12 protein-coding genes are annotated in these 12323 nt (G+C 33.1%); 10 read left to right on the forward strand and 2 right to left on the reverse strand.

Going from position 1 to position 12323, the window contains the following annotated elements:
• Positions 1–30 precede the first annotated feature (30 nt).
• Positions 31–2172, forward strand: a complete 2142-nt coding sequence (locus BUR17_RS07410; RefSeq protein ID WP_074229671.1) for a S46 family peptidase — start codon at positions 31–33, stop codon at positions 2170–2172.
• A gap of 276 nt (positions 2173–2448) precedes the next feature.
• On the opposite strand, the gene BUR17_RS07415 is transcribed toward BUR17_RS07410, so the two are convergent.
• Positions 2449–3018, reverse strand: coding sequence for a Crp/Fnr family transcriptional regulator (locus BUR17_RS07415; protein WP_074229672.1), 570 nt, complete (start codon positions 3016–3018; stop codon positions 2449–2451).
• Between the two features lie 118 nt (positions 3019–3136).
• Here BUR17_RS07415 and BUR17_RS07420 point away from each other — a divergent pair, with 118 nt between their 5' ends.
• Positions 3137–4291 (forward strand): MFS transporter, encoded by a 1155-nt coding sequence (locus BUR17_RS07420; RefSeq protein ID WP_074229673.1) that lies wholly within the window; start codon positions 3137–3139, stop codon positions 4289–4291.
• 11 nt (positions 4292–4302) lie between these two features.
• Positions 4303–4692 carry a VOC family protein gene (locus BUR17_RS07425; RefSeq protein WP_074229674.1) on the forward strand — a complete coding sequence of 130 codons (390 nt, stop codon included), beginning with the start codon at positions 4303–4305 and terminating at the stop codon, positions 4690–4692.
• Between the two features lie 83 nt (positions 4693–4775).
• Here BUR17_RS07425 and BUR17_RS07430 read toward each other — a convergent pair whose 3' ends face one another.
• The gene (locus BUR17_RS07430; RefSeq protein WP_074229675.1) at positions 4776–7643 is read right to left on the reverse strand and encodes a M16 family metallopeptidase; all 2868 of its coding nucleotides are present in this window, start codon (positions 7641–7643) and stop codon (positions 4776–4778) included.
• A 289-nt stretch (positions 7644–7932) separates the two neighbouring features.
• Between BUR17_RS07430 and BUR17_RS07435 the strand changes: the two genes are divergently transcribed.
• The 7 genes from BUR17_RS07435 to BUR17_RS07465 all read left to right on the forward strand — a co-directional run bounded on the left by BUR17_RS07435 (position 7933) and on the right by BUR17_RS07465 (position 12302).
• Positions 7933–8763 (forward strand): GLPGLI family protein, encoded by an 831-nt coding sequence (locus BUR17_RS07435; RefSeq protein ID WP_074229676.1) that lies wholly within the window; start codon positions 7933–7935, stop codon positions 8761–8763.
• A gap of 94 nt (positions 8764–8857) precedes the next feature.
• The gene (locus BUR17_RS07440) at positions 8858–9391 is read left to right on the forward strand and encodes an HD domain-containing protein (protein ID WP_074229677.1); all 534 of its coding nucleotides are present in this window, start codon (positions 8858–8860) and stop codon (positions 9389–9391) included.
• A 31-nt stretch (positions 9392–9422) separates the two neighbouring features.
• Positions 9423–9980, forward strand: coding sequence for a YdeI/OmpD-associated family protein (locus BUR17_RS07445; RefSeq protein WP_074229678.1), 558 nt, complete (start codon positions 9423–9425; stop codon positions 9978–9980).
• A gap of 250 nt (positions 9981–10230) precedes the next feature.
• On the forward strand, positions 10231–10941 hold the full coding sequence (locus tag BUR17_RS07450) for a hypothetical protein (protein ID WP_074229679.1): 711 nt from the start codon (positions 10231–10233) through the stop codon (positions 10939–10941).
• A gap of 26 nt (positions 10942–10967) precedes the next feature.
• Positions 10968–11531 (forward strand): DUF4256 domain-containing protein, encoded by a 564-nt coding sequence (locus BUR17_RS07455; protein ID WP_074229680.1) that lies wholly within the window; start codon positions 10968–10970, stop codon positions 11529–11531.
• A 12-nt stretch (positions 11532–11543) separates the two neighbouring features.
• The gene (locus BUR17_RS07460) at positions 11544–11846 is read left to right on the forward strand and encodes a hypothetical protein (protein WP_074229681.1); all 303 of its coding nucleotides are present in this window, start codon (positions 11544–11546) and stop codon (positions 11844–11846) included.
• A 69-nt stretch (positions 11847–11915) separates the two neighbouring features.
• Entirely contained in the window at positions 11916–12302 is a 387-nt protein-coding gene (locus BUR17_RS07465) for an immunity 22 family protein (RefSeq protein ID WP_074229682.1), read from the forward strand.
• The last annotated feature ends 21 nt before the right edge of the window (positions 12303–12323 follow it).

A 12323-nucleotide genomic window follows, 5' to 3' on the forward strand; every position in this document is an offset into this window, starting at 1 on the left:
AATGCGTATTTTAGACAAAATTTTTAAATAATGATAAAACGTAATATTCTTATTGCTTCTGCGTTCTTCAGTTTCTCTTGGGGAATTGCTCAGCAATACGGCGGAATGTGGATTCCTACGGAACTCAATGAAAAGGAAATGAAAGATCTTGGGATGAAAATTTCTGCAAAAGATATTTTTAATACACAAAAACCAAGTATCAAAGATGCTGTAGTGCAGTTCAATGGCGGTTGTACAGCCGAAATCATTTCACCAAAAGGATTATTACTTACCAATCATCACTGTGGTTACGGGCAAATTCAGGCTCATTCTACTGTTCAAAACGACCTGCTTTCTAACGGTTTTTGGGCAAAAAATATGAGTACAGAACTTCCAAATCCGGGAGTGACAGTTGATTTTATTGTTGATATTAAAGATGTTTCTGCTCAGATTTTAGAAGACACCGATAATCTTCAGGAGCCGGAACTTGCAAAACAAATAGCTAAAAATATTGAGATTTACAAAAATTCTCAGAAAATAGAAAACTATCAGTCTATTTCTGTGAAACCAATGTATTACGGCAATAAATTTTACGCTTACGTGATCGAAACTTACAAAGACGTACGTCTGGTTGGTGCACCTCCTCAAAGCATCGGAAAATTCGGAAGCGATACAGACAACTGGGTTTGGCCGAGACATACGGGAGATTTCTCAATGTTCAGAATTTATGCTGATAAAAACAACAAGCCTGCAGAATATTCTAAAGACAACGTTCCTTACGTTCCGAAACATTATCTTCCGGTTTCTATAAAAGATAAGGCAGAGAATGATTTCACATTTGTATTCGGATTTCCGGGAAGAACTACAGAATATCTTCCTGCGATTGCAGTAGAAAAAATCATGAAAGAGATTGATCCTGCAAGAATTGCCGTGCGTGACGTTGCTCTGAAAACTTTAGACGAAAAAATGCGTAGTGATGATGCTACAAGAATTAAATATGCTTCTAAATTTGCCTCTGTAGCCAACTACTGGAAAAAATGGATCGGTGAAGTGGAAGGTTTGAAAAAATCTAATGCAGTACAGAAGAAAGTAATGTACGAAGGTTCTTTGGTTGCTAAAAATCATGAAGTAAAAGCGACTTTAGACCAATTGAATAAATTGTATAACGACCAGGCTCCTTATGCTTTAAACAATGCTTACTACAGTGAAGTTGTAAGAAATGCAGAAACGTTTGCTTTGGCAAATATGTATTCAAACTACATTACTTCTGTGGAAGCGGGAAGAATGGATGAAAAAGGAACAGCTGCTTTTAAAAACAAACTGACTTCTTTCTACAAAGATTACAGCGCTGAACTTGATTCTAAAGTTACTGCTAAACTTTTGGCATTGTACGCTAACAAAACCGATGCACAGTTTTTACCGGCTGGTTTTGATAAATATAAAAATGAAGCTCAAAACATCACAGGTTTTGAAGAATTATCAAAAAACTCTGTCATCACGGGAAGAAGCCAGGTGAATGGTGCTGCTCTTAACGGAGATATTGAAAAAGCATTTTCTAATCAGGATAAGTTGATTAAAACGATTAAAAAAGATGCCGTTTATCAGTTATTTATGAGTATTAAAGATACTTATATGAAAACTGCAGATCCGCAATTTACAAGTTTACAAACTAAGATTGATGCGTTGCAGAAAAAATATATGGCACAGCAAATGGCTACAGATAAAGATAGAAAATTCTTCCCTGATGCCAATTCTACGCTTCGTGTAACTTACGGAAAAGTAAAAGGATCTACTCCAAAAGATGCGGTAACTTATGATTACCAAACGCATTTGGCAGGAGTTATGGAAAAATACATTCCTGGAGATTATGAATTTGATGTTCCTCAAAAGCTGATCGATCTTTACAACAAAAAAGATTACGGAAACTACAAAGATAAAAGTGGTGATGTTCCTGTAGGATTTACAGCAACCAACCATACAACAGGTGGAAATTCCGGAAGTCCGGCTTTGGATGCACACGGAAATCTTGTTGGATTGAATTTCGACAGACAGTGGGAAGGAACAATGAGTGACATCAATTACGACCCACGTTTCAGCAGAAACATCATGGTTGACACAAAATATATTCTTTTCATTATCGATAAATTTGCCGATTCAAAATGGCTGATTGACGAGATGAAAGTTGTAAAATAATACTTGTTTTATCTAAATCTAAAAGATAAAATTCAATATAAAACCCTTGAAGCAATTTCAAGGGTTTTCGTTTTATATTAAGTCTCTTTAAACTAATTTTAAATTTAACCACAAAAGATACAAAGACAATTATAAAGTTATTATTAGATAATCAAGCTCAAAAGAATAAAAAATCAAAGATTTTTAAAGGTTTTGTGTGCTTTTCTCAACTTTAAACAGAAAGATTTAAATCTTTTGCCACTTTTGCGGTTAAATAAAAATTTAAACAATTTTACATTACAAAACTCCCGCTCTTACACGGCTTAAAGTTTCGGGTGACATCAACAGATAAGAAGCAATGTGCGCTACAGAAGCACGTCTGGAAACAGAAGGAAGTTCTTTACAAAACCTGTCATACCGTTCTCTTGAGTTTTCAAAACGCCAGGAATCTGCTTTTTGTTGAGAAACAATAAGCATGTATTCTATTGCAGCTCTGTATAACTGATTCATTTCAGGAAATTCATCACAAAGTTTTTTCCATTTATCGTAATCCAGAAGAAATAATGTAGACGGCTCCAAAGCTTCAATCAACAAACGGGTAGGTTGTTGTAAAAATACACTTTCGAGGCAGGTTGCAATATTGCCTTCACAGGAAAAATGTTCTGTAATATCTCGCCCATCTTTATAATAAAACTGACGAACCAACCCTTTTTCTACAATATAGAGATAACGGCTGATTGTACCTTCTTCTAAAATTATTTCATCCTTTTGATACTCCTTTCGTATCAATATCGATTCAAACTTCAACATTAATTCCTCAGAAAGTGGCACATTATATTTTTCGAGGAGGGCTTTAATTACATTCATTATAAAAAAATCAGGGTTTAAAATTATTAATTTTAATCGAATCAACACGAAAATGACGTTCGTCATTTTGCTTTCGTTAATCTGTCACTAGCTTTGCAGCATAATTTTAAAAACAAACATGGCTCAACAGAAATTACCGCAAATACGTCTCAGTATTTTTTATTTTTATTTTATCATGGGATTGATATTTGCCAGTTGGGCAAGCAGAATTCCAGATATCAAATCTTCCCTTAATTTAAACGACGGTCAATTGGGTCAGGTATTATTTGCGATGCCTTTAGGACAACTTATGATGATGGTAGTTTCCGGTTATTTGGTCAACAAATTCGGAAGCAGAATTATTCTGATAATTGCAATGACTTTATATGCGATTGCACTCACATTTATTCCTCAAGCAAATAGTTTTATTCAATTGTTTTTAGTATTATTTCTCTTCGGTATCACTTCGAATATGGCCAATATTGCTGTAAACACACAAGCTGTCAGTTTAGAAGCGCTGTACAAGCGAAACATCATGTCTTCTTTTCACGGATTATGGAGTCTTGGTGGATTAACAGGCGGAATATTAGGTGCTGTTTTTGCAGAAACAAAATTTTCTATTTTCACTCATTTAATTATTATTTTGATCCTCGGAGTTATTGGAATCATTATATTCAGTCGTGGTTTATTAGCTCAGGATATTAAAGAAAATTCAGATGCTAAAACGTCTAAAAAAGCATTCAAACTAGATTCAGCAATTATTATTTTAGGATTGATAGGATTTGGAAGTATGTTCTGCGAAGGAACAATGTTCGATTGGAGCAGTGTTTATTTCTCCACAATTATAAAACCTGACGAAACTTTCGTAAGAATGGGATACATCGCAAGTATGGGTGCAATGACATTTGGACGTTTTGTTGCCGATCGATTTGTAAACCGTTATCAGGCTTCCGTTGTCTTAAGGTTTTGCGGAATATTAATCACATCAGGATTATTATTAGCTACGATTGCACCGGGATTAATTATCTCAACTTTCGGCTTTCTGTTGATAGGATTAGGTGTTTCTTCTATCGTTCCCATCTGTTACAGTGCAGCAGGAAGATTAAAGACAATGTCTGCAAGCATCGCTATTACAGCAGTTTCTTCCATCAGTTTTCTGGGTTTTATGATCGGGCCACCGTTAATTGGTTTGCTTTCAGAAATAACAGATCTTAGAATTGCATTATTAGCCGCATCCTCTTTCGGAATCTTAATTATTATACTTTCTTATCAATATAAATCAATTAAATTTTAAAATATAAACGTATGAAAATTGACCATTTAGCTATTTGGGTAGACGATCTAGAGAAAATGCGTGAGTTCTATCTGAACTATTTTAATGTAACGTCAAACGAAAAATATACTAATTCCAAGAAAGGTTTTACGTCTTATTTTTTAGACTTTGGCGAAGATAAAACACGAATTGAATTAATGAATAGACAAGATATCGTTCAAGAGCCTGATAAAAGAGGATTTATGAAAGGAATTGCTCATTTCGCTATTTCCGTCGGGAGTAAAGAAGCTGTAAATGATTTAACAGAAAGATTGCGTGCAGATAATTATACCATCGAAAGCGAACCTCGAACCACCGGTGATGGTTATTACGAAAGCGTTGTTCTGGATCCCGAGGGAAACTATGTGGAAATTTCTATGTAATCTGAAAATTTTTCACAACAAAAAACAAGCTGTTTCATATTATTGAAACAGCCTGTTTTAGTTTTATCTTTTTAGAATATTTTTTAATATCCAAAAATTTCTTTTAAACCAACTTCTTCAAAAGTTCCCATTTGCTCTACCGCTTCCAAATTCAGGTTTTCTTTTTTCCCGATAATCGCTGTATTGAACTGGATCGGTTTTATTTCAGTCTGATAAAACTGCTTAATTTCTTCAAAATTTAAACTTTCAATTTGATTGTAAATATCTTTTCTGAAATCATAGTCAATCCCCAGTTTTTTCAACCTCAACGTATTAAAGAAAATATTCGTTCTTGTAATTCTGGTTGATGCGATCTGTTTTAAAGCAGAATTTTTAGCATTCTCAAACTGAACCGGAACTTCGGGCAACTTATCCATCAAATCCATCATTGTATCAACAGCGATCTGTAATTTATCAGGCTGAGTTCCGATGTATGTCGTAATATAATCAGGATGATTCAGCTCTGAATTTGGCGAATAAGAAACATACGCAGAATAAGCTAAACTCTTGCTTTCGCGAATTTCCTGGAATACAATTGATGATAAACCACGACCGAAATATTCATTGAAAACGTTGATCTTTCCAAAATTTTCAGGATTTACGTTGTTGCTTTTCCCAATCTTACTCATTTCCATCTGAACCATATCGTAATTGGTGAAATACACTTTTCCTGAAGTTTCCTGTTCGGGATATTTTCTTGGTTCGGAAACCGTAAAATCTTCACTCGAAATATAATTTGGAATATAATTTTTAAAGCCTTCAAAATCTTTTCCATAAAAGAAAATCTGGTACGGGAAACTAAACAGATTTTTCATGCGGTCGGTAAACTCTTCCACTTTTGCCCCTTCAAGCTCATCTTTTGAAATGACATCTAAAAATCTTGAATTTTCTCCAAGTTTTGTATAAGTTGTCAACGCCGTCATGATGCGGTTCTTATCTTTTTTTATTGCTTCACGGTTCTCAAGAATGGTTTCTACAAACTGATTGTAAATTTCCTGATCAGGTTTTGCGTTATACATCCAGTGCTGCAATAATGAAATCCCTTTTTCGAGATTAGATTCTAATCCGCTTAAAGAAATGGTAAGCTGATCTGAATGTGTTTTAAAATCATTGCTGATTCCGATTTTGAAGAATTCTTTCTTTAAATCTTCTGGTGAAAATTTTTCTGTTCCCAAATACTGTAAAACCTGCGTAGAAATAGCCAAATCTCTATAATGATCACTTCCGAAAGGAAAAATAAAATGCACCTGAGCAATTTCGTTGTATTTGTTTTTAACGAAACTTATTTTTTTACCCTGAACTGAATCGGTTTTAATTTCTTCCTGATAATTAATAAATTCAGGCTGAATATCTTCCGTTTTATCGGCTAAAATTTCTTTCAAAAACTCTGACTGTGCTTCACGATTGATTTTAATCGGTGTAATTCCCGGATTATCAACTCTTAAAAGCTGGTCATTAATCCCTTTTTCTTTGTTGATGATCACATAATTATCTTTGAAAAATGCATTCGCAAAATCGATAATATCCTGTTTTGTAAAAGAAGCATATTCATCCATCTCGCTCAGTTCTTCTTCCCAGGTTCTACCTTTAATGTACGTGTCATAAAGGTTTGTAGCAAGACCTTCTGCAGTTTCAAGACCTTTTAATCTTTGCAGTTTAAAATCATTGATGATGGCAGGAAGCATCCAATCTGGAAAATCTCCTTTTTTCAATAACTCGATCTGCTCCAACATCATTTCTTTAGCTTCAGATAAAGTCTGATTTTCTTTAGGAACCGCAACCAAAGAAAAATATCCGTACTGTTTTAAACCTAAAGAATACGCTTGAGCCCAAAGCATTTTTTGAGTCTGATTGATATTCAGATCCAGCAAACCTGCTTCTCCCCTGTTGCTCAAAATATTAGCTGTAATATCGGCAAGCATCGCTTCTTTGGTTCCGTAACTGTCGGTTCTCCAGGCTAACTGAAGCCTTGGTGTTGTCGGGCTTTTTACCGTTCTTTCAACAATTCCAGTCAGTGGTTTTTCTATAATTAAATCTTTCTTTGGCAATTCTTTGTACGGAATTTGACCAAAATATTCGTCAACTAACACAACAGTTTTTTCGAAATCTAAATCTCCAACCAAAACGATTGCATAATTATTGGGAACATAATATTCATCAAAATATTTATGAATCGCCTTCATAGAAGGATTTTTCAGATGTTCCGGATTTCCTAAAGTGGTTTGTTGTCCGTTTTGATGAGTCGGGAAAAGCGCATCCATCAATTCATAATTCACCAATCGGGAATCGTTATCCTGTGCGCGGTTGAATTCTTCATAAACAGATTCCAGTTCGGTGTGGAAAAGTCTCAAAACAATTTCCGAAAAACGTTCTTTCTCCACTTTAAGCCATTTTTCAAGCTCATTATTGGGAATATTATTTTTGTAAACTGTTTCGTCAAACCAGGTATGTGCATTGGTTCCGCTTGCTCCTAAAGAAGAAATCGCCTTATCATATTCATTGGCAATCGCATATTGACTTGCTTCCTGAGAAATTTCGTCGATCTTTTTATAAATTTCTTTTTTCAGCTCAGGATTTTGTTCAGCTTTATGTTCTTCGTATAGATCTGAGATCTTTTCAATTAAAACCTTTTCTTTTTCCCAGTTATGAGTTCCAATTTTTGATGTTCCTTTAAACATCATATGCTCTAAATAATGCGCCAAACCGGTATTATCAGAAGGATCATTGTTACTTCCCGTTCTCACCGGAATAAAAGTCTGTATTCTCGGTGCATCGAAATTTTGGGCAAGAAAAACTTTTAAACCATTTTTGAGTGTATAAATTCTTACTTTATTTTCGTCGTTGGTAATGGTAATATAATCGTAGTTATTTTTGTCGGTATGATGAGTTTCTGCGTACTTTTTGTCAGTCATATTTTCATTTTACAAGCTCTAAAATTTTAGAACATCTTACAAATTTACGCAATCAAAAAATAAGAGCTACCACAATTGATTATATTAAATCTATGATTATGATTTGTATAAACTTTAAAAATCTAATCTGCTGAGAAATCATTTAATTTAATAACGATAATTTCAATTTAAAAATTATTATTTTTTAATTCTTAATACAGGTATACAAACCAATATTTAAACATAAAAAACAAATTTAAATCCTATTATGGGGAAAATTATTATCTTAGAAACTTAATTGTAAATTGATATGAAAAGTTGCTTATTTCTACTTGTATTATTTTTCAGTCTGAGTACTGCACAAACCAACCGCTTTTTCTACGAGGTAAAGTTTAAAGAAGACTCTACCCAAACTGAACATCAGAAAGTTTTTATGGTTTTGGATGTTAATCCTAATGAAACAAAATATTATGATAATACTTTTTTGGAAAAAGATTCCATCAATAAAGCAAATCATTCCCAGCTTACGAACTGGACAAGTCAAATTCCTATAACCAGAAAGAAAAATTCAAATAAAAACATCAATTACACTTTTATAGACGATCAGCTTTATTCTTATCCTACCGAAGATTTGATACAATGGAAATTGTCTGATAAAACTAAAAAATATTTGCACTTTAATCTTCAGCAAGCAACTACAAATTTTGGTGGCAGAAAATGGACGGCTTGGTTTACAAAAGATATCCCGCTTTCAGAAGGTCCTTATAAATTCACAGGATTACCGGGTCTCATCGTTTTGTTGGAAGACGATCACAACCAATATAGTTTTAGTCTTATTAAAAGTAAAAAATTAGAAAAGACATACGATACATCAAACTTTTTGGAAGTTCGCTATGGAAACAAACCACTTCCGATAAGCGAGAAAATATATCTGAAAAAATCTCTTGAATATTATAATGATCCTTTGCAGGAAATAAGAGCAGAAATGAAAAACGGAACAATAAAAAGCTATGAAGACGGAGGAAAACGTTATAGTAAACCTGAAGAATTAGTACCTTTAATCCGAGAAGAGCAGGAATATATCCGCCAAAATAATAATCCTATTGAGCTTAATAAAGCGATAAAATATCCTTTGAAATAATTACGTTTTTAGAAAAAAATAATCTATTTTTCATCTCTTTATTACCATGAAATGAATTCAGATGATTCCAAGTAATTAAAACAAGAAAAAAATTATGAATATTCAGGATATCTATCAAAGAACGATAAAATTCGCAGCTCAAAAACACACTGACTCTAATCAGACAATTCCAGGAACCAATCTTCCATATATTGTTCATCTCAGTAATGTCGCAATGGAGATTTTTATTGCGGCTGAGAAAACAAAAAACTTCAATATTGAGCTCGCAATTCAAGTTTCTTTATTACATGATATTTTGGAAGATACCGAAGTTACTTTTGATGAACTTGAAAATGAATTTGGGAAAACAGTTGCAATAGGTGTTCTAGCTTTAACTAAAAAAAACAATCTTCCAAAAGAAGACAAAATGATGGACAGCCTACAAAGAATCAAACAACAATCTAAAGAAGTATGGGCTGTAAAATTGGCAGACAGAATTACCAATTTACAGCGTCCTCCACATTTTTGGTCAGTAGAAAAAATCAAAAAATATAAAGAAGAAGCTTTAACTATTCTCAACGAACTTAGTGGAGGAAATGAGTACCTCGAAAATCGATTGGGAGAAAAAATTAAAGATTATAACCTGTAGAAAAATTTTATCTAAATTTTAAATTCAATAAATGTCTGCAACCTTCTTTCCAACACCCCAAGATTTCAGAAACTGGCTCGATAAAAACCATAAAATCGAACAAGAATTACTGGTCGGTTTCTATAAAGTCGGAACCAAAAAGCCATCAATAACATGGTCTGAATCTGTAGATCAGGCTTTGTGTTTTGGCTGGATTGACGGCGTAAGAAGATCGATTGATGAAGAAAGTTACAGCATCCGTTTTACACCAAGAAAACCGACAAGTATTTGGAGCGTTGTGAATATTAAAAAAATAGAAGAGCTTACCAAAGCAGGGTTGATGAAGGAAGCTGGTTTGGCAGCATTCAAGCTTAGAAAAGAAGAAAAATCCGGGATTTATTCTCACGAAAAAGAACCTGCAAAACTTACATCAGAATACGAAAAACAGTTTAAAGCCAATAAAAAAGCGTGGGATTTTTTTGAAAAACAAGCTCCTTCTTACAAAAAGGTAATGATTCACTGGATTATGAGTGCCAAACAAGAGAAAACGCAGATTTCACGATTAGAAAAAACTATTTCAGAAAGTGAAAATGGAAAAAGGATATCTTGAAATTGTCAAATCAGATTAAGTTAAATGTTATTGAGTACATGATAAAAAATATTTTACCGCAAAAGAGTCAAAAGATTTTACTAGACTTAAGTGTATCAAAAGCTTACAAAACCATTAATAACTAAGATTTTTACATTTTGTAAACTTTTGAATTCCTGTTTTTAATCATTTCTTTTGATTCTTTTGCGGTTAAAAAAAATGTCATGTACATAAAAAATTTTATTATTTTTGAGATCCAAGTCAAAATAATATGAAGAAAATTGTTGCGTTTTCACTCTTAATCTATTGTATTTCGTGCAGTCCCGGTCCGGAAAAAAATAAAGATAAAAAGGCGGTACGAAAAAAAGAAATTCAGCAAATTGCCGTAGAAAAAGATTCTTTACAACGAGACACCATCGAATTTATTTCCTATAATGACGATTTTGATTATTCGCAGCTCAACGGTAAAAAAGGAAAGGAAGAAATCAGCTATATCAATGATCAAAATAACGACCGCAGTTTTCTGAGAGGTGACTTAATTGCCATTGAATATAAAAATGATTCGATCTACATCGCCGGAGACGGAGGAACTCCTCAAAATGCAGAATGGATTGTTTCAGCAAAAAAAATCAAAGACGGAAAAGTTTCAAAATTCAGAAAAGAATATAATCAACCCATCAAGTATCATTACTCAAAAGAAAATGAAATTTCCAGTACTTATCTAGATCATTTATATAAACTTGCAGAATATTACATTGCCAATTCAAAGAAAGATTTGATAAAAATTTCTCTCAAAAATAAAGAGCAACTCGGATATTCTGTTGAAAAGCAAAAGAAGAATGAGAAAGATTATTATGTCTTGGGAATTTATGTAGAATTTGAGCATAAAGTAAGCCCTTTTCAATGGCTTTATATTGATCCTGAAACTGATATAATCTATGAATATGATTTACCAAATGACAAACTGATCGAGTTTCCCTAGCTTTAAACCTAAAAAAACTTAAGAAAATGCCACAAAAAAAACAATTATCCGAAAAAGAAACCATAGAACTTCTTGATATTCTGCAACAACGTTTTGAGAAAAACAAAAGCCGTCATGAAAATCTGGAGTGGACAAAAATTGAGGCGAAATTAAATTCAAATCCATCAAAATTGTGGTCACTTTATCAGATGGAAAACTCAGGTGGAGAACCCGATATTGTAGATTATGATGAAAAAACTGATGAATATATTTTCTTCGACTGTTCAGCTGAAAGTCCAAAAGGCAGAAGAAGCTTTTGCTACGACCGTGAAGCTTTGGATGGCAGAAAAGAACATAAGCCACAAAATGATGTCATCACAGCTGCCAAAGAAATGGGTGTAGAACTACTTTCTGAAGAGCACTACCGTTATTTACAAACGTTAGGAAAATTTGATCTGAAAACTTCAAGCTGGATCAAAACTCCTAAAGACATCAGAGAATTAGGAGGCGCTTTATTTTGTGACCGTCGCTACAATACGGTTTTTGTCTATCACAACGGAGCCGAGTCTTATTATGCAGCGAGAGCTTTTAGAGGTGTTTTGAGGGTTTAAAAATTATTTTTCATGAATAAATTTAATTTTTGGATTTTCGATAATCATTTAGATTCTCTCATTATTTTTTTTAATGAAGTTACACAATTTAAAGCTTGCCCTGATTTAGAAAAAATCAAATATGAACTTCATCAAACTAATAGTATTAAACAAATTTATTTCAATCTTACTACCCAAGACGATATAATAATTAATGCAGCAAGAGATTCGGATGATAGGGAAATTATCCTCTGGTTAATCGAATATTCTGATGAGATTGCTGAACAAATATCTGATTTAGAACTTTACTTATCTTCTATTGAAAGTGAAATTTGAGATAACACAAATCAAATTATTTTTGAATACAAAAACTATATTCTTACCTTTGAGCTTTGAATAAATACTATGAATACACAGGTTTTAGATTTTTGGGTAGGAAATTTCAGAACGGAAGAAGATTTTTTCCAGTTTGTAGAGGAAGATGAGAATTACTACATCGAAGAAGAATCTGATGACACTTATATTTCAAAATTTGCAGAATCACAAGACACCATCTGGTTTGATCAGGATTTAATGGAATACGGTTTTGAGCAAAGTATTCAGCATTTTTCTGAATATTCTTTTGCTGACCAGTGGCTTCCCGTTCTATACAACAGATTGAATGAGATGAATCTTAAATTTGATATCAACTCATTGGTTTTTGTAAGCCAAGGACAAATTCCAACACCAAAATCTATGGAAAATGATGATTTTTCTTTAACTTATGTTGGAGGAATTGAGTTTGAATATTAAAAATGATAGTATCACATGATA

Origin of the sequence: Chryseobacterium scophthalmum (assembly GCF_900143185.1) — a bacterium.
In the GTDB taxonomy this organism is placed as follows: domain Bacteria; phylum Bacteroidota; class Bacteroidia; order Flavobacteriales; family Weeksellaceae; genus Chryseobacterium; species Chryseobacterium scophthalmum.